Below are 22,644 nucleotides of genomic sequence, written 5' to 3'. Positions count from 1 at the left end.
CTGCCTTCCTCCTTGGTTCATAAAGTTCAAGTTATTCTATTTATCGGCTGAAACGGAACGATTTCTTATAAAGGCCTGCAGACGCAAAAGAGGGAGCCGCCGGCTCCCCCTTCCCTTGAACGTTATTTCTTATTTAGCCACCGCACCTGCTGCGGCATCCTCTCCGCCCAAACGGCCGGAGGTGAAGGAATAGCCCAGACCCACGCCGTTGCCGACATAAGTGTCATTGAACAATACACCTTCGGATTCGAGTCCAACCGCATATAGCCCCTTGATCGGCACACGTTTGTCATTCAGTACCTGGAACTTGGTATTGACCAGCAGTCCGCCAACCGAACCCAGATTGTTGACTTCGGCGATGATTGCATAGTAGGGACCGCTGTCTCCCATAGGCACCAGGTATTCCTTCGCTTTGCCAAACTCCGTATCCACACCGGTTTTCGTTGCTTCCTGGTACTGTTTGAAGTCATTGGCAAAGACCTCTGCATCCAGCCCGGCTTTTTGAGCCAGTTCTTCAATGGTGCTGCCTTTATAGCCGTCGCCGTTTGCAACCATGGATTCGAATACTTGATCCGCATCCTTCCATGGCGTGTCCAGCTTGAACTGATCTGCAAAAGAAGCATAGAATTCCGGCGGCATTCCCGGCAGAGCTGGCGCTTTTACACCGTTCATCCCTTTGGCCTTCAAGGCATCGATCTGCGCTTGCGAGACAATAACCAAATGATACGCTCCGTTAAAAGCACTTGTGTTAGCAGCGGCTACAGAGGTGAGCGTAGCTGCCTCGTCTCTGAATCTTGCTCCGGAAGGACCGACATTCATCAATGTAGGCAGGTAAGAGAGCATCAACGGGTAGCTGGCTTCAAACGGCTTATACTCCGTCTTCAGTTTCTCGGTAGCTCTAGCCAGGGTCTGATGCAGCATTTGGCCGCCAAAATTATCGGGAACCTTGGCTCCGGCATCCCAGGACATCTGCAGCCCTTCGCCGATATTCTGGCCCAGCCCCCCGTTGACGCCTTCGAAGCCGAACGCTTCCTTAACCATTTTCTTGTTGCCGGCATAGCCTCCGGTTGCCATGATGATGCTTTTTCCGGTAATCTCAAGCGTTGTGCCGTCGGCTTTCTCAGCGACTACACCGGTCACTTCACCGTTAGCGCCTGTAATCAGCTTCTTGGCGGTCGTTTCGGTAATCACCTGTCCTCCGCCCTTCTCAACTGAAGCAGCCAGCATCGCCCGCAGTGTGGGCTGGCGTGTTTCGTAGGCCGGAAGCATATGCAGCTGTTCTCCCGCGAAGTTGATGAAGGTTGTTTTGTAGCCCTTCTTATTCAGCCAATCATAGGTTTCACCAGACTTGGTCACATACTGGCGGATCGCCGCCGCATCGACTCTCCAGTGGTTATTAACGATCCAGTCGGCGATTTCCTTCTCCACATTGACCTTTAATCCGCTGCTTACAGCCGCCGAAGAGTTATAGAATTTGCCCGCCCAGGACAGGTTGCTTGCTCCGCCAATGGTAGCTGTTTTCTCAATAATTATGACCTTGGCACCTTTATCTGCTGCGGATACCGCTGCCGAGACACCGGATGCTCCGGCGCCTACAACGACAACATCGGCCGACAGCTGCTCGGTTTTGCCTTCACCGGCTTTGGCTACGGTTCTGGACTTGAACGCCTCTACGTTGCCGCCTGCCTGCTTCACTGCATCTTCTACAGCGGTCAGAATGGCTGTGCTGGATTCAGAAGCCCCGCTGACAGCATCAATCGCAAGTGTCTGGCCTGAGATGATCTCATCCTTGATCTTGTTGATGGCTTCAACGCCAATTCCTGCGGTTTCCTTCTGGCTGAGCACCTGAATATCGGTGATCTTGGATTGTGCATCCAGGGTAACCTCTACCTGGATTTTTCCGTCCTTGCCATCAGCCTCCGCCTTATAGGTTCCTGCTTTAAAAGAAGCCGGCACCTCGTTATCATTCGCTGCCTGCTGAGTCGCCTCGGGCGATGCAGACGGCTTCACGGAAGCGGCCGGCTCGGCAGCATTATTGCCGCTGCAGCCGCTGATCAGCGACAGAATGAGGACGAGACACACGGATAACATGAACATTTTGCTCTGTGCTTGCTTGCGCATTGGTTTTCCCCCTGTGTGGTTGGTTGGAGGCCCCTTTCTCTCTGGAAGGGCCACCGAATACACACAGAGTGTAAACCTTGGTGCGGCACCAAGGTCAATGAATGTTATGTGAAATTTTTCTCAAATGGAATATTGATCTCCAGATAGGTTTTAGTTCCTCTGCCCATTCGTTCCGTGAACAGGATTTTGCCGTGGATATCACCGGTGATATGGTAGCCCTCTGCCCTGATATAATCCAGCATGAACTGAAAGGTCTCCCGTCCCAGATCCTCCTCATAAGAGCTGGCAATGACTGCGGAGATACAGGTGGACGGCTCGATATACTCCACGGTCTCATTCATGCACAGCTCCAGCTTCCGCTGATCCTCCTCCAGCAAGGCAAGCCCCCAGCTATATTCCAGCTCTGCTGTCCCCATAATATTCTCCGAATTTTCAATTCTGAAGGTATAGAATGTAAAGGGAAGCAGCTCCATCCAAGCCTGCACCGTCTGTTTCAGGCACTCCTTCTGCAGCAGCTGATTCTTGTCCGTCTGCTGGATGCGGTACATGCCCGGCACCTCTTTGATCCGGCAGGTATAAAAGGAGTCGCCGATCCGGCTCAGGTCTGCATGAATCTCGCTGATCTTCTCCAGCAGCATAACACTGCGCCTGATTTCCTCTTCCAGCTGCTGCTGCGCGGCGGCAATAGACTGAATGACCTGCTCCGCAGGCGCGTCATTGATCAGCCCGGCTACATCCTGCAGCGGAATCTGCATACTCCGGTACCACCGGCTCGACAGTAAGTTTCTGGCATCCAAATCACTGAAATAACGGTAGTTGTTGTGCTGATCTTTCATCGGGTGCACGATATCATGCTTCTCATAGAGCCGCAAGGTATCCGCCGTTACACCCAGAATCGAGGCGAATTCTCCGATAGAATATTTCATAAAAAGCCCCCCAGCTTCAATATCTATCTTTCCCTGTCATTTATGATAGAGGGTTTTGATGGGGGGCTTTGTGGTTTTTGTCACATCAATGGTTCAGCCCGCATTCATGCAGTCAGCGTGTCCGCTACTGTACCCGTCCCTCATTCAGCAGACCAACGGCTTTCTCTATACGCCGCTGGCGGGTCTCTGCGGTTTTGGCACTCTCAACGGAGAGGACCAGTCTCCGCCTGTTGCTGTAGGATAATCCGTCAAAAAAGAGTTTTGCCGCCGGCTCACAGTCTATCGCATCACGGAAATCGGCCGGCACCGTAAGCTCACGCGGCTCTGTATCCAGCACCAGCTCCACTTCAATTTCATCTCCGCTGCTAACTCCCGCGCCTTGACGGTGTTCTGCACTCAGCGGAATTAAAAACTGGCCGCCCATCACGGCAATCGTGCTGGCGTATGTGTATTCTCCAATCTTCACCTTAACGGCAGGCTTCTTACTGGTCCCGAGTCCCGCCACCACCTCTTCGGGAACCGGAATGCCTGTCGCTGTTTTCCCGCTCAGTTGAACAATAGCCTGAAATTTCATCATGATTACCTCCTGTCAGAGAGCCAAGCTCTGTATATCATCATTGTAGTGGGAGATCCGGCGCTTTTCCAGTCGCTCCGTACACAAGGATCGTTTATACTAAAGGATACTAGTACATATGATCGGGGAGGGAACCTCATGAATCTGGCGGAGAAAGTAGCAAGCCTCCCTTTATCTCCAGGGGTCTACCTGATGAAGGACAGTCTGGGCCATATCATCTATGTCGGCAAAGCCAAGCAGCTGAAGAAACGGGTCCAATCCTACTTTTACAATGCCAAGGGCCATTCTCCGAAAGTGAAACAACTGGTCCGGAACATCCGGGATCTCGATTACAAGCTGACCGATACGGAATTTGAAGCCTTCATGCTGGAGTGCCAGCTGATTAAAGAAATTAAGCCCATGTACAATAAAAAGATGAAAAACCCGCTCGCCTACAGCTATATTGCCATTCGCACGGATACAGCCTACCGGCAGCTGGCGGTGACCTATGATCCTGCAGAATACGGGGACAGCCTGTATTTCGGCCCTTATACCAGCAGAAGCACCGTCGAACGGGCAATACAGGGGATCAAGGAAAGTCAGAAGATCCTCTGCAGCGCACCCCACGCCAAAAACACACTCTGCCTTAATCACTCGCTTGGGTTATGCATCGGCATGTGCGGGGGCGGGGAGGCACTGGCGCGGTACGAGGAAATCATGCACAGTGTGGTCGGACTGCTGAACGGGAACGACCAGCGAATTCTGGAGGACATGCAGCGGCGGATGAATCAGGCAGCCGGGAATTTCGAGTTCGAGACCGCCGCCAAATACCGCGATTATTGTACAGCGGTCAGCTCGCTGCTCCAGAAAGAGAAGGTTATCGGATTTACCGGACAGAACAAGAATATTGTAGTGCTTGAACCCATGCATGAACAGGAGCTCAAGCTGATCCTGATCCGGGGTAGCGAGATTCTTGACCGGGCCAGGCTGAATACAGGACAGATGAGTATAGAATCACTACAAAAGTTCATCCAGTCCGCCATCAGCAGCAGCTTCAGTAAGCCGGCGGGCGGGAAGCCGGATGCAATCAGCCGGCATAAGCTGGACGAAGCCCAGATTATCTACAGCTATCTGGCGGGCAGCTCCGGAAACTATTCTATTATTCCTCAGGAATGGCTGGAAACCCCGGATCGTGCAGCTCTGGCTGAAGCGGTCCGGGAGTTGGTCGAGGGGCATTTCAATGATTCACCGGGCTAGACCGCTGTCAGGAATTTCGCACCAAAAGAGGCTTCTGCTTACGGTCCATCGACCGTAAGCGGAAGCCTCTTTCTCATGACAGGACGAGCCTTGTATACTTACCCGGCTCGGCTTCCGGCGGAGTAAGGCCGCCGGACTCTGTCTTAAGCCTTAACGCCGAGCAAATCACTTACACCAACATTTAGGGGTGTAAGCGGGCGCTCCAGCAGCTTCACGAAATCGCTGCTGGCAATATCGAGTGCGCCTTCGCGGATCGCACGTTGAATGCCGACTACAATCGGAAGTGCACCCTCCGGCACTCCGGCTTTTGCCATAATGTCGGCATAAGTGGCATCATCCACCTGCTGTACTTGAACTTCCTTGCCCAGTACCCCGCCCACAACGGCTGCCAGTTCGGCCTGGGTTGCAGGCTGGCCTGACAATTCGTATACAGTATTCGCATGGCCTTCGCCTGCCAGTACAGCAGCTGCTGCTTCTGCATAGTCGCGGCGCGTAGCCCAGCCCACCTTGCCTTCACCAGCAGAGGTCAGCCATGGTGCTCCGGCTTGAACCGCCTGGATCGTGCCAATCTCATTCTCCAGATACCAGTTATTCCGCAGGAAGGAGTATGCAATCCCCGATTCACGGATGAATTGTTCCGTAGCTTTGTGTACAGGTGCCAGGAACAGCGTGCTGCTGTCTGCATGGCCGACACTGGTGTAGACGATGAAGCCGACACCCGCACGTACAGCGGCATCAACGGCAGCCTTGTGCTGGCGAATCCGTGTGTCGTTGTCGCCATCCGCGGATACAATCAGCAGCCGGTCCACACCGGCAAAGGCCTTGTCCAGAGTCTCAGGCTGGTCAAAATCACCATGCCGCACATCTACTCCAAGCGCGCGGAGATGTTCTGCTTTCTCCGGGTTTCTGACGCTGACCACCAGGTTTCCTGCTGCTACCGACTTCAGTAAAGTTTCTGCCACGATGGAACCGAAATGTCCTGTTGCTCCTGTTAATGCAATCTTCATTGTCTATTCCTCCTAAGTAATTGAGTTGTATCGTAGAGCCTGCTGCATGCCGATGCAGTGCAGCAGATTTATCTTCCTGTAACTAATATAGTTACATGTTGAGAAAATGTCAAACAAAAAAACGGCCCGCTCAGTGCCGCTTCCCTGTTCTGCTTCAACTTGATGTCCTGCGGAGCGGAGCACGCCCGGATATTTGTTAGCATTGCCGGTTTTTGCTATTCTTAATGGAAATAGAAATGATCTGTTATCAGAAAGGTTCTGCGCCATGTCAAAACCAAGAGCAAGCATTTATCAGCGCTATATTCCTGCCGTCACTCCCCCGCCTGAGTTCAGCGGTTCTGCCTACTGGCTGATCTTCCATTCCGGCAAGCTGCTGGTTACCGAAACGGAAGAGGGCACTGGCATTCCGCTTGTTCCATCCCTTGAACAGCTGTCCATGGCTCCTGTAAGGACCCTGTATCTCGGAACCTGGGAAGATCTCCCCTGCTTTACCGCAGAGGTCCCGGCAGAGTCACTTGAACCCGAAGGCATGGCCTTCCGTCCGCTGCGTTCCCTGTATGAGCCGCTGGATGAGGATCTGTTCCATCTCGCAGGCAAGGGCATTCAAATGCTGGCCTGGGATGAAACCCACCAGTTCTGTGGCAAATGCGGCACTGCTACCGAGCTGTCGCAGGCCGAGCATTCCCGCAGCTGTCCGGCCTGCGGACTGGTCAGCTATCCCCGGATTGCCCCAGCGGTCATTACCGCGATTCTTAAGGACAACCGGATTCTGCTCGCACACTCACCTCATTTTGTGAACAATATGTACGGGCTGATTGCCGGATTCGTCGAGCCCGGCGAGACGCTGGAGGATTGTGTACAGCGCGAGACCATGGAGGAGGTCGGTATCAAGGTCAAGAACATCCGCTACTTCGCCAGCCAGCAGTGGCCTTTTCCCCATTCTCTGATGGTTGGCTTTCTGGCCGATTATGAGAGTGGAGACATATCGGTGGACGGCGAAGAGCTGGATCACGCCGACTGGTTCTCACTTGATCAGCTGCCCGTCATTCCGCCCCCTATCAGCATTGCCCGCAAACTGATTGACTGGGTGGTCGAGAACCATTCCTGAGACTATACAGAAGCAGAAACGGATACCCTCATACAGGAAGGTATCCGTTTCTGCTTCAATTTTTTCTAACGGGCTGTCTTGAAAAACTGGTAGATCCGTTCCAGCTTGCGGGCATGCTTGCCCCGCTTACTCTCCATGTTTCCGAACTCAAAGAACTTCACCCTGCGGATGCCTACGTAATTTAACAATGCCTTGCGCATTAACACCTTGTGCGCGTTATGTAGCCACAACAGCGGGTAATGGGTCGGCCCCTGCATCGTGGAGATGCACACTGCCGACTTCCCCTTCAGCAGGCCCTCCGGTACCAGTCCTCCCTTATCCTGATAGGCGAACCCTGAAGCGAACATCTTATCAATATAGCCCAGCAGCATGGCTGGAGGCCGGCCCCACCAGATCGGATAGACGAACACGATTTGATCCGCCCACAGCAGCTGCTCCCTGTATTTAGCCAGAGCGGGGTCCGTGTGCATATCCCTCCTGCGCTTATGTTCACCAAAGACCAGTACAGGATCAAACCCCTCTTCATACAAATCAAGCACCTGAATCTCTGCCACCTGTGCATTCTCCCGGCTTCCCCGGAGTACCTCCTGTAGAAACGCATAGTTTAGACTCTGATGATTCGGATGTGTATAGATTACCAATGTGTTCATTCTGCCACCTCTTTAATTATCATTTGATAAGTAAATCGTAGCATCTGTATGCATGGTTGTCAAATGATAATTGTTTTTTGATAATGTTTTTGCTAAGGTTCATGTAGAGGTGATCTCCATGGACAACAACAGTCTATTTCAGAAATTCGTAGCATTTACAACTTCCGTCCACCAAATAACCAGTGAAATAAGCAAAGATGTGAAATCGGAGTCTCTGACCCCCTTACAATATAAAATCCTTGAATATATTGCTGTCAGCCAGCCGGTAACCCTTAGCGAAATTAGCGATTGCATGCATATGTCGATGCCGAACACGAGCCGTGAGCTGAAGAAGCTTGGCGAGAAGCAGCTGTGCGACAAAATCACCGACCCGGCCGACCGCCGCAAGCAGGGCATTACCCTCTCCGCTGCCGGAGAAGCGATGATGAATGAAGCCTTTCAGCATATCGCTATCCAGTTCGCAGAACGGATGGGAAGCGTTACGGACGAGGAACGCAAAGAGATCGAGCGGGCGCTCGATCTCTTGCAGCAGAAGGTATTTTATTGAGGCGGTTCCGCATAGAACCAACAATTATTTTACGGGAACACCCTTCGCCGGACGCTCAACCGGAGCTTCCTTGCGTTTGATAAAGAAGGCCAGGATCAGCGCAAGCACGGCACTACCGGCGGTTACCATTGAAGCCACATTCATCCCGTGTATTAAGCTGTGTACATCACTCGTCTGGCCCAGTCCGCCACCGCTATAGGTCATTATAGTCACAAGCAGCGCTGTTCCGATAGAACCGGCTACTGTCCGCAGAGTGGTGTTAACAGGAATCCCATGCCGGATCAGATCAGGCGCCAGTGAATTCATACCGCTGGTTACAACAGGAAGCAGGGTCAGGCTGACTCCGATCATACGCAAGGAATAGCCGATCATCAAAAAAGCATATGAGGTGTGCTCCGTTAAATTAGAGAACAGCAGGGCGGAGACTACTGTTAAACTAAGCCCTATGATGACCAGCATCCGGGCGCCCATTTTATCGAATAGCTTCCCCGCTACAGGTGACATCACTCCCATAAGAATTGCACCGGGCAGCAGCATCAGACCAGATTTGAGCGCGGAATACCCAAGCATCGTCTGCATATAGATCGGCAGCAGAAGCTGGGCACTCAGCATGATAATCATAAGGATCATACTGATTGCTGTAGCCAAGGTGAAAGAGGGGCTTGTGAATACTCTTAATTCCAGCAAAGGATTATCCATGGTCAACTGCCGCCATACGAACAGGCCAAGCGCGATGCATCCGATTCCCAGGGAAATCAGCACTTCTGTGCTCCCCCACCCCTTACTGCCGGAGACGCTGAATCCATATAATACGCCGCCGAACCCAAGAGATGACAGCGCCATGGATAATGCATCGATTTTGCTCTTCACTTGCCGGGTAACGTTCTTAATCAACCATAAGCCGGCGATGGTAATCAACAAAGCGAAAGGAAACAGAATATAGAACAACAAGCGCCAGGAATGGTCCTGTACAAGCCAGCCGTTCAACACGGGTCCGATGGCCGGAGCGAAATTAATCGCAAGCCCGATCATTCCCATCGTGAACCCCCTTTTACCGACCGGGATCAGGATGAAGGCCAACGTCTGCACCAAAGGGAGCATGATCCCCACCCCGACCGCCTGCACTATTCTTCCGGTAAGCAGCAGACCGAAGTTCGGCGAGACCGCACACAGGAGCGTTCCCGCAGTAAGCAGGCCCATGGCGAAGACAAAGACTTGTTTGGTTGTAAATCTCTGAATAAGAAACGCTGTAATCGGAACCACAATGCCTGTAACCAGTGCGAAAGCTGTCGTAAGCCATTGCGCTGTGCTTGTGGATAGCTGGAAATCCCCCATAATATTCGGGAGTGCTGTATTAAGCGCGGATTGATTCAGCAGCCCCACCATTGCCCCGATGATTAGAATAGCCATGATTAGAATAGTTCCCTTTGGTATCTTCTCCATGCTCTTCCCCTCCATTAAAAAAATTATTAAAATCCGCCTGCCTTACGTTTGATCGGCATACCGCCACCAGGCGAGCGTACCCGCTATGCCAATGCCGCCGGTGAGATAAGGAAGCAGGCAGCTTAGAAGCCCTAAATGTGAACTCTCATCTCCCGAAGCGCCGCTGAGTAAGCCGGGAATTGCCCACGGAATATATTCCGCAATCCCCAAGCCCCCGCCAAACTGGGCAATCACAATCGTAAGCAGAACAAAACCTAAGGGAGACAGATATCCGCGCCCTGCACTGGCCATCCAGGCTACCGGAATGCTCAGGCAGATAATCATAAGACTGAGCAGTGCGTATGCTCTGAAGCCATGAGCGATGGCTCCAAGGCTCCAGCCGTCTAAATGGACAAACCATGCGGTTACGCAGCCGGCAATGAACATAAGCACTGCCAGGACTGCACACAGTGCAGCAGCAACGATCAATTTGGCTGCGGCTACTCCGTACCGGGACAACGGCAATGCCAGCAAATCCTTGACCGTACGGTCGGTATACTCCCGTCCGAACATCCAGCTGAATACAAATCCGAATCCGATGAGGCCCCCCATGGATATCACAATGCCAAGCTCCTTCATGAATCCCTGCATATTGATTTCTCCCTCAAAGGCGTCCTGGGAGCCAAGCCACCCGGAGAAAACCAGCCCAATCATCACTGGCAGCAGTATGCTGGCGGTGAGTGAAATCCAAAACAGCCTGGAGCGGCGAAGCTTCAAAATTTCCACCCACAAGGCCGATAGCCATTGATTCATCCTTTCATTCCTCCCTCAGCCTCGATCATTCTAAGAAAATAAGCCTCTAAATCCTCTTCCTCCACCTGAATCAGCGTAGGCGGCATATCCGCGTACGCAAGCAACTTGGAGATCTGGTCTGGGTGTGCTATGGCGCGCTTGTCGATAATCATTAGCGTGCCAGCTTCGGTCAGCTTGACATCATAGCCGGCCTGGAGCAGCCTCTTCCGGCCCGCTTCGGAGTCGCGGGTCTGCACAAGCAGACGTTTGCGGAGTACATGCTGCAGCTCCTTAACATCCGTCTCCTGCAGCAGCCGGCCCTGATGAACGATTCCGATCCTCGTTGTCAGCCTGGAGACCTCGCCGAGAATATGGCTCGAGATAAAGATCGTTACACCGTGGTTAAGTGCCAGGTCGCGGAGCAGTTCACGTACCTCAACAATCCCGGCCGGATCCAGCCCGTTTGTCGGCTCATCCAGAATCAGCACCTGCGGATCATGCAGCATGGCCTTGGCCAGACCGAGCCGCTGCCCGTTGCCGAGAGAGAGCGTTCCGGCTTTGCGGTCCCGGTAAGCGGTAAGCTGAAGCTTGTCGATAATGGCATCAATCGCCTTGCGGTCAGAGATGCCCCGCAGCCTGCGGATAATCTCCAGATTCTCGCGTACGGTAAGTTCAGGATAGGAGTACGGTGTTTCCACCATGTAGCCCACACTGGCCCATAATTTGTGGCTGCCCGCATCCACCCGCTGTCCGAACACATAGGCGGAACCGGAATCGGGCCGGATCATGCCCAGCAGCATACGGATGGTTGTCGTTTTGCCCGCTCCATTGAGTCCGAGAAATCCGTAAATTTCGCCTTGGTCTACCTCCAGCGATAGCCCATTCACAGCATGGTTGCTCCCGAAATGCTTGGTTAACTCTTTTGTCTGAATCATTGCGGCCATTATCCTCACTCCTGCCTTCAATTTAAAACTAACTAGTTGTTTATATTTTGTCCAAAAAAACAGCCGCCTCTTACAGCAAAGACGGCTCCATCACGCCATGGATGATAAACTTCGCAATCTGCTGGGTGGTCTGCTCTCTCATCTGCGGGGAATCGAGCTTACCGAGCAGCTGTTCAAACCGTGAAGACGACTGGAGAGTAGCTGTAGTCACATTCATAATCAGAATGGGAAAAAGCGCCGGATCCAAATCCTGACGGAGGATTCCGTTCTTCTGGGCAGCTAAGGCCAAATCATGCATTTGAGTCGCATCATCCGGGCGATAGGTAATTTGATTCCAGGTCTTCCAATCTTCAGCCGCTTCCCAGAATAGAATTCTCAGGTAGCTCCGATGCTCCAGGAGGAAGGATACCGTTTCCCGGGTCATGACTTCCAGGAACTCCCGAAAGGCCGCGGGATCCGTTACAAGCTGTTCGTTCTTCAATAATCCGGCGATGAACGAGCCTGTAATCTGTTCGCCAATCTGGTCCGCGCGTTTGACCACTTCTGTATAAAGGCCCAACTTGTCACCAAAGTACTGATAGATCAGGCTCTTATTATATCTTGACTCCTTCGCAATCACATCTATCCGTGCCGCCGAATAGCCTAGCTCGGCAAATATCTTCTCGGCAGCATCAAGGATGATCCCCCTGGTCCGGGCGGCATCGTAAATTTTCGAACTTCGTTTGCCTTCTGTTGGTGATATGATTGCCACCTCCATTTATAACTAACTAGTTAGATTTTATATCGGGACTGAATAGAAGTCAAGTGTAAATAACCAATCCCTTTAGGGGACTGCGTGGTCCCCTTGTGATCCTTCAGTGAATGGGTCAGATTGATTATGCTTTTCTGACAAATTCGGATTTGAGCTTCATTGCTCCAAAGCCGTCAATTTTGCAATCAATATCATGATCGCCCTCGACCAGCCGGATGTTCTTCACTTTAGTACCGATCTTCAGCACCGAGGAGCTGCCCTTGACCTTCAGGTCCTTGATGACTGTAACCGAGTCCCCGTCGTTCAAAATATTCCCGTTAGCATCCCTAACTACTTTGTCTTCCCCGTTGCTTGTGTTCTCTGCTCCAGGTGCCCACTCATGTGCGCATTCTGGACAAACCAGCAGTGACCCGTCCTCGTATGTATACTCCGAGCTGCACTGCGGGCAGTTTGGCAATTCATTCATAATCTCATTTCTCCATTTCTTATCGACAGCTTGGTCTTAAATAAATTCTTCTTATTGTAGCATACCCCTTGAACTCATGCACAAATTACATTAATATCTAATTAGATAAATATCTTAAAGGAGATGTATCCATTGATCATTCTAGAAGCCGTACCGGACCCCATATCCGCAGATAGTGTGGAGCTTCAAGCAGCCATTCTCAACTCACAGCCAGCGTTCAACCTTATGGTGCTGCACCAGGAGCTTCTCACCCCGGAGGACATCCGTGAAGAGAACAGGCAGAATCTCGAAATGGGCGAAAAGATGCTATTCATTAAGGAGAATGGGCAGTACATTGGCATTATTACCTATCTGCCCAGCAATCCTAGTGACAAACATTCCTGGATCGGTCTTTTTATCGTTCATCACGGCTATGCCGGGCAAGGGATAGGTTCAATCGCTTTGAATGCTCTGGAGCGGAGATTATTACAGGAGGATGTAACGCAAGTCAGACTGGCTGTTCAACTGGAGAACCGGATTGGAGCATCTTTTTGGAATAAGAATGGTTATGCCTTCATCAAAACTGCCAAGGATCAGCACGGAAACCACGTCGATGTATACGAGAAGCTGCTCGTTTAAATGTAACTACATGAACTCCATAAGCATCCCTCCCGCAGCACCGGCCAGAACAATCACCCAGGGCGGAAGCTTCCAGAAGAAGAGCATCACAAACAAAATAGCGGCCAGCGCAAAATCCAGCGGCTTCAGGATGGCCGTGGTCCAGAGCGGATCATACAGGGCAGCCAGCAGAATCCCCACCACAGCCGCATTAATTCCTGTCAGCGCTCCCTGGACCTTCGGATTATTCCTCCAGCCGTTCCAGAAGGGCAGTGCGCCGATGACCAGCAGAAAGGCAGGCAGGAAGATCCCTGCTGTCGCAATCACTGCTCCCCAGATTCCCGAGGTCATGGCCCCAAGGTAGCCGGCAAAAGTAAACAGCGGTCCCGGAACGGCTTGCGTCGCTCCATAGCCGGCCAGAAAGTCCTCCCGGCTGACCCATCCGGTAGGTACAACCTCGCGTTCCAGAAGCGGAAGCACGACATGCCCGCCACCGAATACCAAGGAACCGGAACGGTAAAAGCTATCGAATATCGCAAAACCCCTAGCCTCCACGGACGTTCTAAGCAGCGGCAGCAGGATAAGCAGAAGAAAGAATAACGCCAGACAAAAGACAGCCACAGGGCGGCCGATGGCAATCGGCAGATCCGGCCCTTTAGCCGGTTTTGTCCGGTATATTGCAAGGCCGATCACTCCGGCAGCGGCGAGGATCAGGATCTGACCATATGCGGCATGCCAAGACAGTGCGATAGCTGCCGCCATCACTGCAATGGTGACTCTTCCCCTGTCTGGCGTGAGCTTTTGCCCCATCCCCAGCACCGCTTGTGCCACAATCGCCACAGCCACAATCTTCAGTCCATGAATCCAGCCCGCACCCGAGATGTCGAAGCCCTGCAGCAGAAAGGCAAAGGCAACCAGCGCGATCACCGAAGGCAAAGTGAATCCCAGCCAGGCTATGATTCCTCCAAGCAAGCCAGCCCTGACCACACCGATGCCAATCCCAACTTGGCTGCTCGCTGGACCGGGAAGGAACTGGCACAGTGCGACCAGATCGGCGTAGCTTCGCTCGTCCATCCATTTCCGGCGGCGAATATATTCATTATGGAAATAGCCCAGATGGGCAATCGGCCCTCCAAAGGAGGTTAGTCCGAGTTTCAGGGAAACGCCCAGAACCTCCAGCAGGTCAGCCCCTTTTCCCCGGGTCCTGCCAGCTTCCGCTGACCTCTGCCTTTTTACTTCCATATTCAAGCCCCCTCTTCCCATACTCTTGGCCTTATTTCAGGCATGTCATTTCATCATAGCACTGAATTGTTAACGTACTATTGGCTGGAGGTCAATTCAGTCCATATCCGCAAGCAGCTGCGCATAAAAAGACTTGAACTCTATGGAGGGGGTAACTCCGATCTCACTTTGCAAAATGTCGGCAAAATGCAGGTATTGCCGGTTGAGCGCTTCTTTATTTTTCTGCATGGCCAATGTTTTCATAAGCAGCATATGGGATTCTTCGTCGAGTTCATTGCGTTTCAGCAGCTTCAGCAGCAGCCGCATGGCCGTATTGGTCTCTTCCCGGTCCAGCAAGGCAACGCACAGTCTCCGGGTAAACGAGGTATACATGAACGACAGCCGTTCAATCTCATTCCAGGCCCAGGCATAGACCTGGTCGCCAAATAAGTCACCTCTGTACAGCCGTTCAAGCTCGAGCGCCTCCTCAATGTTCGTCTGATCTATCACAGACATCCTCCGGCAGCCCTCTTCGAAGTTCAGCACATCAACCTGCACTCCGTTAAGACTCAGCCCATAATGCATGCTGTCCGAATGCAGACTCTTTTTCAGTCCATAGGTGTCCAGCAGCTTCCTCAATTGATATACCGTTGTGTTCAAATAGATTTCCGCATTTTTATCCGGCATCCCGCCATAGATATCCTCGATTAACCGTGCTCTGGAGACAAGTCTCCCTTTATGTACCAGCAGATATCCGAACACCTCGGCACTCTTCTTCGATTTCCATTTCGTCTTCATTCCTTGGGCACCATGAATTTCAATCCCGCCTAAGCAGCTGATCTGCACCTCATGGGGAATGGGCTCCGGGTCCCTTCCTGTGGCACGCTCCAGACGAATCTGCGCAATCGCCCTTTGCACCGTGTGGAGAAGTCTTTCTTGCACCACGGGTTTGACAATGTAATCGAAGGCGTACACTTCAAAGGCTGGCAGTGCAAATTCCTTATGGGAGGTAATGAAGACGATCTTCGTACCTCTGCCGCTCTCCAGCAGCCGCCGGGCAAACTCCAGACCATTTTCCCGCGGCATGCTGATATCAACGAAGATCAGGTCCACCTCGTGGCTGGACCAATAGGTATAAGCTGCTGCCGTCTCCGCAAATGTACCCACAATTTCAATATCATCAATTTTGGCCAGCATCCGCTTCATGATTAAGTGCATGGCCTTCTCATCATCAATAAGGATCGCTTTCATTGCTTCATACCACCTTCCACCCACCTGCCTGCCGCAACCACTGAGCCCGCTGGCGGGAGCGGGAGCGAGAAAAAAAAGGTGCTCCCTTGAAGCGGTGTGCTGTCAAACCAAATCTCTCCTCCGTTCAGACGGACAAATTCCCTGCATAACGATAAACCAAGACCCATTCCCCGCTCTCCGTCTGTACCCAGCAAAGAAACCGGATATTGATCCTGCAGCAACGTATCGGCTTGTTCAGGCGCGATGCCTTGACCAGTATCCCTTACAGAAATGACCAGATGCTGATCTTTCCGCTCTGCCTTTAAAAAGATAAATCCCCCATCAGCCGTGAATTTAATCGCATTGGTCAAAAGATTGCGGATAATCAGCTCCAGCATTTCTTTGTCGGCATACACATAGGTTCCCTCCGGAATTTCGGAAATGATTTCAATATGCTTACGTCCGCTTCGCACCGACATCAGGCGTAAATTCTGCTCAACGGCATAGGATACATCCCTCTCCAGCGGATGGAATACAAGGCCTCCGGCTTGCGTACGAAAAAAGTCCAGCAAACTATCTACCAAAGCAAAAGTATTGTGGATCTGCCGGCCCATTTCATGAACGATTTCCTCCCGGTTCTCTCTGCTGCCTTGCATTTCCTCCTCCAGTATTTCCATCAAGTTAACGAGCACCGCTATGGGATCGCGGATATCATGGGCAATCACGCTGAACATTCTGTCTTTGAACGTATTCAGCTCACCGAGCTGTCTGGCATTATCCATAAGCCTCTCCTGCGTGCGTACATTTTCAGTTATTTCACTTAAGAGGAGCATTTTGCCTATAGGCTTACTGCTGTTGTTCCAGACATAGGACAGCTGTACATTGTAGAATTTGTCACCGGTCGGGCTTGGAAGCTGAAGCTTGGTTAACAAGGACGGCTCTTGCAGAATCTGCCCAAGCAATACGGAAGAGTTGGCGAATACCTCTGCGGCCGTTCTTCCTATACTCTTGTTGTTTAATCCCTGAACCCTCTCTCTGGCCGAACGGTTGTAGCTGATCAGCACATGATCGAGATCAAAAACGATAACGGCCTCCTGCATCGATCGGAGTACCTGTTGGAGAGCCAAAGGAGCGAGCCGAAGCATATTAAACTGATAAATCCCCCATAAGAAAAAAATCCCCGAGAACAAAAAACCGAAAGGCGAAATATCAATAGGCAAATGAAACACGCCGGTAAGATACACCAGTGTAAATCCGTAAGGTCCCCAGGACCCTATAATCATCAATGCCACCGGCGTCTTCATCCGGGGAATGGCCTTAAGGTACATTTGCACCAGAAATATCATTCCGATAGCGAAGAAGCTGTACGAATACACGACATGAAGCTTATATAAGGGGCCTTTTACCAGAGTAGCCAGCATAAATCCTTCTGCAGCATTGAGTGTCATGCTCTTATAGAACAAATGATGCCATTCATTGGTATAATGGGCGATAAAGGTTATTACCGGTACAATCATTAGCAGCGTTACATTCCTTCGGCTCACCCAGGATTGCCGCCCAGTATATTGCAGGACCATAATAAACCAGAGGACTGTACCAAAGGGGATGCCGATATACTCAATCCGTAGCCAAAAACGGATATGCTCCAAAGAAGTGCTGGCAATTTCAAACGCATAGCCAAAACTGTACAATGAGCCGGTCAGCATGCCAAGGCCATAGCTTATAGCAATCGGAAGACTCCTTCTCTTCCAGCAAAGATATGTCAATATCAGTGAACAGCAGGTTGCTGCCATCAGCAGCGCAGATAAATACAGATTGTAGCCCATCGATGAATGACCTCTATTCTGGAAGAACCCTTACATTCTATGCCTCTTATGTTAACAGATCGACTTCTTATAAAGAACTTAATATTTAAATTTTTCGACAAAAAAAGCCCCTTTTCACCAATTCAGGCGAAAAGGGCTTTTTGGGGTTAGCATCACCGGTCCGGTGGCTGCAGCATGTTGGTGCCAGACTTACTTTAAGGTGTCCAGTAGAGCCTTAATCTCCGGGCTGATCTGCAAAACGCGCAGCACAATGGTGATGGCTTCGGCACGGGATGCCTGCTTCTCCGGCAGGAATTCTCCATTTCCGGTACCGCTGATAATCCCGGCTTCCGCAGTTTTTTGAATCTGATCCTTATTCCATGTTGTATCAATATCCGAGAAGTCTGCCGTTGCCACTGGGGCTGCGTTGTTAAAGTCAATGAGCTTAGAGATGATTGAGATCATCTCGGAACGGGTGATTTCACCGTTTGGCTTAAATGTGCCGTTCGGATAGCCCGAGACCAAGCCTTTTTCCTGCAGGGTACGAATCGAAGCCTCTGCCCAGTGACCGGAGATATCACTGAATTTGCTTGCGCTGCGGGTACCGGTGAGATCAAACACTTTGGAAATAAGGGTTGCAAACTCCGCACGGGTAATGCTTGCATTCGGGTGGAAGCTTCCATCCGGATAGCCCTGAACCATACCCAGCTTAACGAAGGTTTCTACCGTCCGGTCCGCAAAGTGGGAGGAAATGTCGGTGAATTCCACCGCAGACGGATTAGCATTCGCCTTTTCGATCTTCTTGCTCAGGCTCAATACTACATCTTTAATATTTACCACATTGTCAGCGAAGCGGGCTGCCGCCTGCACTTCCGGTGTTGGCGTTGGTGTCGGTGTCGGTGTTGGTGTCGGTGTTGGTGTTGGTGCTGGTGCTGGTGTAGAAGTTGGTGCCAGTGTTGAAGCTGGAACTGCTGCTTGTGTTGGCTCCGTTGGCGCCGGCGCTGTGGTTGGTACTATAGTCGGTCCAGCAGTTGCTGTTGGCAGGCTGCTCTCACTGGATGCTATGACCGTAACCTCTTTTTCCCCGTATACCCCGGAACCGTCATTAGCGGTAGCTTTTACAATAAGGGTACCTGGGGAAGTCCCCGTTAACAGGCCGTTTTCACTAATCGTACCTGTTCCCGTTCCATACACAACAGACCAGACAGCAGTCCGATCAGTTGCTTCTACAGGAGCAACAACCATATCCAGTTGAATAGAATCACCCGACTTCACCAAAGAATCTCCACCGATCGAAATGGAAGCAACCGGGATCTTGGCAGGTGTCTCAATGGGTGCCGGTGTTGGTGCTTCAGTCGGCGTCGGTGTCGGTACCGGCGCTTCAGTTGGTGTCGGAGCAGCCGTTATAGTTAATTCTGTACTGCCGGTTACTAAGCTTCCGTCAGTGGCTTCCGCTTTTACGGTTACAGTACCCGGATCACCTGCCGTGAGCACTCCGCTTACCGCATCAATCGTTGCTGAACCGGTTCCGTAAACTACGGACCAGACTACACTTTGATTGGCTGCGTCTACCGGTGTTATCCCGGCATTCATCACCAGGGTATCACCAGTATTCAGAGAGCTTACGCCTCCGGCTCCGTTTACTGTGATTCCGGTGGTGAGGTGAAAGATATTATCCGCAATTAATTTGGGACCCGAATATAACGAAATGGGCGATGAAAACTGCACAGTGGGAGACTTAATCAGAAAGGTGACTAAACCTTGGTCTGTATACGAAGAGAATCCTTCAAGAGCCTCAATGGTCCTGAAATTATTATCAATAGGGTCCGTGTTATAGAACACGGTATTGGGATCAGCAGCATGTGCAAAGACTTCAGCCTGGCCGCTCACCAGCTGGTTATCTGCTCCGTACACGGCAAAAGTTACACTAATATATCCGGGATAAGCTAAACTCGCCTCCGGCTGCTTAGCAAGCACCACATGATCTGCAGCATAATCAGGCTTATGTGCCTTAATGTTGCTCACAGTTACATAAGAGCCGCCATTGTACGAATAACTGGGAACCCAGCTGATAGTATTGTCATTCACATACCCGCCCACAATGGTCTTTGCGGGATCCGTAGGAGCTGTTACCGAAGAAGCCGCACCGGCATCCGGAACTTGGACTACGCTTCCATCTGCATACCTGAAGAACAAATGCTCTGAGCTATCCGGCTTATCAACCGGGAAGTTCACATATACCGAGCTTGTTTTTAATACACAGCCGCTCAATACAGCGAGTGTCAAGGCTGAAACCAGAAATAGTCTCAATACTGTAGTTCTTTTCATATTGTCGGCCTCACCCTTTCAAGTTTGCAATAATTAAATTTAATAGAATAATAACGCATCTCAATGACAAACCAATGACAAACTTCAGCACAAAAACCCCCCTTGTTTTCGAGAGTCTTATATTGGCTATTTTTTTCCTGGCTGCACTGCTGACTTCCCCAATCTCCTTCATTTTCAGCCTATGACACTTCCAAGGTGGTTGTATTCTTAGCATGCTGATTATATATTAGAGGCAAGATGCAAGACTTTAGACCCAAAAAACATTCATAATGACTAATAATAGCAGGAAGGTGTAATTTATTGGGTTTCGTGATATGGATTGATCTCATTTTATTCTTCATACTGTTTGCACTATTCGTCTATATTTTCGTTACTGTTAACATCACGAAGCTGCATAAAGTTTATTTAGCCTTCCACTTCACGATGATGATATGGCCCTTTTGCCAGTTTGCCATTAAAACAACGGATCAGTCTACCTATCAATTATTTTATGTCAAGGCTGCATTTGTGGATTCGGCGCTGCTGAGCACAGGCTGGATCTTTTTCACTATTCTGCTGACCGGACAAGCCCGGCTTCTGCACCGCAAAATCATACTGCTGCTGTCGATTCCGGTGATATTGACCACAGCCGGCATCATCTTTAATCCCCACAGCTGGTTTGTGCAGCCGGTAAATGGCGGCTATATTCAGAGAACCTATGGACCCCTTTTTTGGCTCTTCATCGCTGTGGTCTTCATCCAGGTGACTGCTTCACTGTATGTGATCTCTGCCGCGCTTGTCCAAGACATGGCCCCACGCGTACGAAAACAAGTGATGCTGGTACTCAAAGGCCTTCTATCTATAACCTTATTTATTCTGCTGGATATCCTGCTTAATGTAGTTCTGGACCCGTACCTGCCGGTCATCCCGGGAATGACCTCACTGGGAATATTATTGTCCGCTACTTTTTTTGTCATTTCCATCAACCGGGACAAAGTATTTGATATCGTAACCATAGCCCATCAGGATGTAATGGACACGATTGGACATGGGATTCTGGTGCTTGATGAATATGACAACGTGGTTGAGATTAACCGTTCCCTGCATCCTTATATGCATCTGCAGCGGGGCGAACGGTTCAGCATCCATATTATTTTTTCCGATCTGTCGCCAGCCATCGAAACGTTCATTCAGACCTATTGCGAACATCCGCTGGAGCGTATCGAAATTGAGATTTTCCATTCGGGTATCCAGCGTCATCTGAATGTTCAGGCTGCACCCATTATGATCAGCGAGTCACGGGTGGGCCGGATCGTCACGTTTCAGGACATGACCGAGCTGCAGCAGCTGATTCATGAGACCAATCACCAGAACATGGCCCTGCAGGAACGCAACCATTCATTGATTGAGGTCCAACAGGAGCTGTTCGAGAAGAACCGGCAGCTGCAGCAAATGGCCCTTACAGACAGCCTCACCGGCTGTTATAACCGCCATTATCTGACGCAGCATCTGGAGGATGAAATGGGCCGAAACAGGAAAGAGCATATTCCCTTCGCACTTATTTTGCTGGATATCGATTTCTTCAAGTCAGTGAATGACACTTACGGACATCTAGCCGGCGACGAAGTCCTCTGCCATACGGTGGAGGCGCTGAAAGAGGAAATTCGCCCATCCGACGTTTTAGCTCGTTATGGCGGGGAAGAATTTATGGTGTATTTGCCGGATATCGCTCATTCTGAAGCCCAGCGTATCGCCGAGCGTGTCAAAGCACGGGTTGAATTGAATCAGATTAGAATCGAAAACGTTGCCGAGCCCGTGTCAGTTACTGTTAGCATGGGACTTCTGAGCATCAGCAGCTTCTCTCTGGGCAACAACCTGTTCGAAGAAGTAGACCAAGCGCTGTACCAGGCCAAAAATAAAGGACGCAACCGGATTGTCCATATCGCACACTGATACTACTCTAACTATCATTCAATGGCTTCTTTTGGGGGTAATGTAAGTACAACACATAACTGCAAACAGAGAGGAAGTCGTGTATGACGCAGGCTATGATTATTGTGAACCCCTCATCCGGCAAGGAGGAAGCACCGGATTATGTCAGTAGTACCGAGGAACTGCTGGTGAGCCGGGGTTATGAGGTTACGGTCAAGGAGACGCAAAAAGAAGGGGATGCCACCGAATATTGCATTGCTGCTTGTGAAGCTAAAGCCGATCTGGTGGTGTCTATCGGAGGGGATGGAACGCTTCATGAAACGATCAACGGCCTGTTTGGCCAGTCACACCAGCCGAAGCTGGGGGTTATCCCCCTTGGGACGGTGAATGACTTTGCCCGCGCGCTGCAGATTCCGCTGACTCCGGAAGAAGCCATTCATACACTGGCCTCCTCCCGGGTGCAACGGGTAGACGCAGGCAGGCTAAACGGCCAGTTGTTCGTCAACGTGGTCGCTGCCGGACCGCTGGCCGAATCCCTGTCCTCCGTATCTTCGCATGACAAATCCAGATTCGGCGCTCTGGCCTATTTCAAAGAGGGCATCAAAGAGCTGGCAGGCAACGCCGCCCATCCGCTCACCATACAGCATGATGGCAAGACCTGGGTAGGTGAGACTCCGCTGTTCCTTGCTGCACTGACCAATTCCGTAGGAGGTTTCGAAAAACTGGCCCCGGATGCCGCTGTTGATGACGGACTGCTCCACTGCTACATCATTAAGGATCTGAATTTCCTCAACACGCTTACGGTCAGTATCTCTTTATTGCTCGGCACGCTCAAGAACCACAAGGACGTGGATTATTTCACTGCAAGAGAAGTAACCGTAAGCTCGGCAAATGTCATGAGGACCAACGTGGACGGCGAAGAAGGCCCGGCTCTGCCGATCCGGCTGAGCGTACTCCCCCGCCATATTCAGGTAGTGGTGCCGGAGGAGGGGTAAACACGGCCACCAC

At 51.1% G+C, this 22,644-nt stretch carries 20 protein-coding genes; 6 read left to right on the top strand and 14 right to left on the bottom strand.

Annotation, left to right across the window (positions count from 1 at the left end; translation table 11 throughout):
- Positions 1-129: 129 nt before the first annotated feature.
- The 3 genes from A3844_RS31065 to A3844_RS31055 all read right to left on the bottom strand — a co-directional run bounded on the left by A3844_RS31065 (position 130) and on the right by A3844_RS31055 (position 3,624).
- Positions 130-2,121 (bottom strand): FAD-dependent oxidoreductase, encoded by a 1,992-nt coding sequence (locus A3844_RS31065; protein WP_074109530.1) that lies wholly within the window; start codon positions 2,119-2,121, stop codon positions 130-132.
- A gap of 104 nt (positions 2,122-2,225) precedes the next feature.
- Positions 2,226-3,047 carry a MerR family transcriptional regulator gene (locus A3844_RS31060; RefSeq protein ID WP_074088361.1) on the bottom strand — a complete coding sequence of 274 codons (822 nt, stop codon included), beginning with the start codon at positions 3,045-3,047 and terminating at the stop codon, positions 2,226-2,228.
- 124 nt (positions 3,048-3,171) lie between these two features.
- Positions 3,172-3,624 carry a YdeI/OmpD-associated family protein gene (locus tag A3844_RS31055; RefSeq protein WP_244169905.1) on the bottom strand — a complete coding sequence of 151 codons (453 nt, stop codon included), beginning with the start codon at positions 3,622-3,624 and terminating at the stop codon, positions 3,172-3,174.
- A 135-nt stretch (positions 3,625-3,759) separates the two neighbouring features.
- Between A3844_RS31055 and A3844_RS31050 the strand changes: the two genes are divergently transcribed.
- Positions 3,760-4,857 carry a UvrB/UvrC motif-containing protein gene (locus tag A3844_RS31050; protein ID WP_074088359.1) on the top strand — a complete coding sequence of 366 codons (1,098 nt, stop codon included), beginning with the start codon at positions 3,760-3,762 and terminating at the stop codon, positions 4,855-4,857.
- Positions 4,858-5,000: 143 nt separating this feature from the next.
- On the opposite strand, the gene A3844_RS31045 is transcribed toward A3844_RS31050, so the two are convergent.
- Complete coding sequence (locus tag A3844_RS31045; protein ID WP_074088358.1) at positions 5,001-5,864, bottom strand: SDR family oxidoreductase; 864 nt, start codon at positions 5,862-5,864, stop codon at positions 5,001-5,003.
- A gap of 265 nt (positions 5,865-6,129) precedes the next feature.
- Between A3844_RS31045 and nudC the strand changes: the two genes are divergently transcribed.
- Positions 6,130-6,972, top strand: coding sequence for an NAD(+) diphosphatase (gene nudC, locus A3844_RS31040; RefSeq protein ID WP_074088357.1), 843 nt, complete (start codon positions 6,130-6,132; stop codon positions 6,970-6,972).
- Between the two features lie 65 nt (positions 6,973-7,037).
- Here nudC and A3844_RS31035 read toward each other — a convergent pair whose 3' ends face one another.
- Positions 7,038-7,622 (bottom strand): NAD(P)H-dependent oxidoreductase, encoded by a 585-nt coding sequence (locus A3844_RS31035; protein ID WP_074109529.1) that lies wholly within the window; start codon positions 7,620-7,622, stop codon positions 7,038-7,040.
- Between the two features lie 118 nt (positions 7,623-7,740).
- Between A3844_RS31035 and A3844_RS31030 the strand changes: the two genes are divergently transcribed.
- Complete coding sequence (locus A3844_RS31030; protein WP_074088355.1) at positions 7,741-8,169, top strand: MarR family winged helix-turn-helix transcriptional regulator; 429 nt, start codon at positions 7,741-7,743, stop codon at positions 8,167-8,169.
- Between the two features lie 24 nt (positions 8,170-8,193).
- Here A3844_RS31030 and A3844_RS31025 read toward each other — a convergent pair whose 3' ends face one another.
- The 5 genes from A3844_RS31025 to A3844_RS31005 all read right to left on the bottom strand — a co-directional run bounded on the left by A3844_RS31025 (position 8,194) and on the right by A3844_RS31005 (position 12,544).
- Complete coding sequence (locus tag A3844_RS31025; protein WP_244169904.1) at positions 8,194-9,612, bottom strand: DHA2 family efflux MFS transporter permease subunit; 1,419 nt, start codon at positions 9,610-9,612, stop codon at positions 8,194-8,196.
- A gap of 42 nt (positions 9,613-9,654) precedes the next feature.
- Positions 9,655-10,404 (bottom strand): ABC transporter permease, encoded by a 750-nt coding sequence (locus A3844_RS31020; RefSeq protein WP_074109528.1) that lies wholly within the window; start codon positions 10,402-10,404, stop codon positions 9,655-9,657.
- Positions 10,401-11,327, bottom strand: a complete 927-nt coding sequence (locus tag A3844_RS31015; RefSeq protein ID WP_074109527.1) for an ABC transporter ATP-binding protein — start codon at positions 11,325-11,327, stop codon at positions 10,401-10,403. The genes A3844_RS31020 and A3844_RS31015 overlap by 4 nt, the downstream gene beginning before the upstream one ends.
- A gap of 70 nt (positions 11,328-11,397) precedes the next feature.
- Complete coding sequence (locus A3844_RS31010) at positions 11,398-12,084, bottom strand: TetR/AcrR family transcriptional regulator (protein ID WP_074088351.1); 687 nt, start codon at positions 12,082-12,084, stop codon at positions 11,398-11,400.
- 118 nt (positions 12,085-12,202) lie between these two features.
- Positions 12,203-12,544: a zinc ribbon domain-containing protein YjdM gene (locus A3844_RS31005; RefSeq protein ID WP_074088350.1), complete on the bottom strand. Its 342-nt coding sequence runs from the start codon at positions 12,542-12,544 to the stop codon at positions 12,203-12,205.
- A gap of 132 nt (positions 12,545-12,676) precedes the next feature.
- Here A3844_RS31005 and A3844_RS31000 point away from each other — a divergent pair, with 132 nt between their 5' ends.
- Positions 12,677-13,162, top strand: a complete 486-nt coding sequence (locus A3844_RS31000; protein ID WP_074109526.1) for a GNAT family N-acetyltransferase — start codon at positions 12,677-12,679, stop codon at positions 13,160-13,162.
- Between the two features lie 6 nt (positions 13,163-13,168).
- On the opposite strand, the gene A3844_RS30995 is transcribed toward A3844_RS31000, so the two are convergent.
- The 4 genes from A3844_RS30995 to A3844_RS33680 all read right to left on the bottom strand — a co-directional run bounded on the left by A3844_RS30995 (position 13,169) and on the right by A3844_RS33680 (position 19,725).
- On the bottom strand, positions 13,169-14,383 hold the full coding sequence (locus tag A3844_RS30995) for a chromate transporter (protein ID WP_074100099.1): 1,215 nt from the start codon (positions 14,381-14,383) through the stop codon (positions 13,169-13,171).
- Positions 14,384-14,479: 96 nt separating this feature from the next.
- Positions 14,480-15,613: a response regulator gene (locus tag A3844_RS30990; protein WP_074109525.1), complete on the bottom strand. Its 1,134-nt coding sequence runs from the start codon at positions 15,611-15,613 to the stop codon at positions 14,480-14,482.
- Positions 15,610-17,418, bottom strand: a complete 1,809-nt coding sequence (locus A3844_RS30985) for a sensor histidine kinase (RefSeq protein WP_074109524.1) — start codon at positions 17,416-17,418, stop codon at positions 15,610-15,612. The genes A3844_RS30990 and A3844_RS30985 overlap by 4 nt, the downstream gene beginning before the upstream one ends.
- A 189-nt stretch (positions 17,419-17,607) precedes the next feature.
- Positions 17,608-19,725, bottom strand: coding sequence for an S-layer homology domain-containing protein (locus tag A3844_RS33680; protein WP_074109523.1), 2,118 nt, complete (start codon positions 19,723-19,725; stop codon positions 17,608-17,610).
- A gap of 309 nt (positions 19,726-20,034) precedes the next feature.
- On the opposite strand from A3844_RS33680, the gene A3844_RS30975 reads away from it, so the two are divergent.
- Positions 20,035-21,657 carry a histidine kinase N-terminal 7TM domain-containing diguanylate cyclase gene (locus A3844_RS30975; protein ID WP_244169908.1) on the top strand — a complete coding sequence of 541 codons (1,623 nt, stop codon included), beginning with the start codon at positions 20,035-20,037 and terminating at the stop codon, positions 21,655-21,657.
- Positions 21,658-21,740: 83 nt separating this feature from the next.
- Positions 21,741-22,631, top strand: coding sequence for a diacylglycerol/lipid kinase family protein (locus A3844_RS30970; protein WP_074088344.1), 891 nt, complete (start codon positions 21,741-21,743; stop codon positions 22,629-22,631).
- Positions 22,632-22,644: the final 13 nt, after the last annotated feature.

The sequence above is a fragment of the Paenibacillus helianthi genome (genome assembly GCF_001909055.1).
Classification (GTDB): domain Bacteria; phylum Bacillota; class Bacilli; order Paenibacillales; family Paenibacillaceae; genus Paenibacillus_AQ; species Paenibacillus_AQ helianthi.
The sequence above is the reverse complement of the archived record's forward strand: the minus strand, read 5'-3'. Positions and strand labels throughout refer to the sequence as shown.

Excerpts from the sequence above, each read along its gene's own strand:
- A3844_RS30970 (WP_074088344.1), top strand. The coding sequence starts at position 21,741 with ATGACGCAGGCTATGATTATTGTGAACCCCTCATCCGGCAAGGAGGAA.
- A3844_RS31025 (WP_244169904.1), bottom strand. The coding sequence starts at position 9,612 with ATGGAGAAGATACCAAAGGGAACTATTCTAATCATGGCTATTCTAATC.
- A3844_RS33680 (WP_074109523.1), bottom strand. The coding sequence starts at position 19,725 with ATGAAAAGAACTACAGTATTGAGACTATTTCTGGTTTCAGCCTTGACA.
- A3844_RS31015 (WP_074109527.1), bottom strand. The coding sequence starts at position 11,327 with ATGGCCGCAATGATTCAGACAAAAGAGTTAACCAAGCATTTCGGGAGC.
- A3844_RS31045 (WP_074088358.1), bottom strand. The coding sequence starts at position 5,864 with ATGAAGATTGCATTAACAGGAGCAACAGGACATTTCGGTTCCATCGTG.
- A3844_RS31055 (WP_244169905.1), bottom strand. The coding sequence starts at position 3,624 with ATGATGAAATTTCAGGCTATTGTTCAACTGAGCGGGAAAACAGCGACA.
- A3844_RS31030 (WP_074088355.1), top strand. The coding sequence starts at position 7,741 with ATGGACAACAACAGTCTATTTCAGAAATTCGTAGCATTTACAACTTCC.
- A3844_RS31065 (WP_074109530.1), bottom strand. The coding sequence starts at position 2,121 with ATGCGCAAGCAAGCACAGAGCAAAATGTTCATGTTATCCGTGTGTCTC.
- A3844_RS31050 (WP_074088359.1), top strand. The coding sequence starts at position 3,760 with ATGAATCTGGCGGAGAAAGTAGCAAGCCTCCCTTTATCTCCAGGGGTC.
- A3844_RS31005 (WP_074088350.1), bottom strand. The coding sequence starts at position 12,544 with ATGAATGAATTGCCAAACTGCCCGCAGTGCAGCTCGGAGTATACATAC.
- A3844_RS31020 (WP_074109528.1), bottom strand. The coding sequence starts at position 10,404 with ATGAATCAATGGCTATCGGCCTTGTGGGTGGAAATTTTGAAGCTTCGC.
- nudC (WP_074088357.1), top strand. The coding sequence starts at position 6,130 with ATGTCAAAACCAAGAGCAAGCATTTATCAGCGCTATATTCCTGCCGTC.
- A3844_RS30995 (WP_074100099.1), bottom strand. The coding sequence starts at position 14,383 with ATGGAAGTAAAAAGGCAGAGGTCAGCGGAAGCTGGCAGGACCCGGGGA.
- A3844_RS31060 (WP_074088361.1), bottom strand. The coding sequence starts at position 3,047 with ATGAAATATTCTATCGGAGAATTCGCCTCGATTCTGGGTGTAACGGCG.
- A3844_RS31010 (WP_074088351.1), bottom strand. The coding sequence starts at position 12,084 with ATGGAGGTGGCAATCATATCACCAACAGAAGGCAAACGAAGTTCGAAA.
- A3844_RS30985 (WP_074109524.1), bottom strand. The coding sequence starts at position 17,418 with ATGGGCTACAATCTGTATTTATCTGCGCTGCTGATGGCAGCAACCTGC.
- A3844_RS31035 (WP_074109529.1), bottom strand. The coding sequence starts at position 7,622 with ATGAACACATTGGTAATCTATACACATCCGAATCATCAGAGTCTAAAC.
- A3844_RS30990 (WP_074109525.1), bottom strand. The coding sequence starts at position 15,613 with ATGAAAGCGATCCTTATTGATGATGAGAAGGCCATGCACTTAATCATG.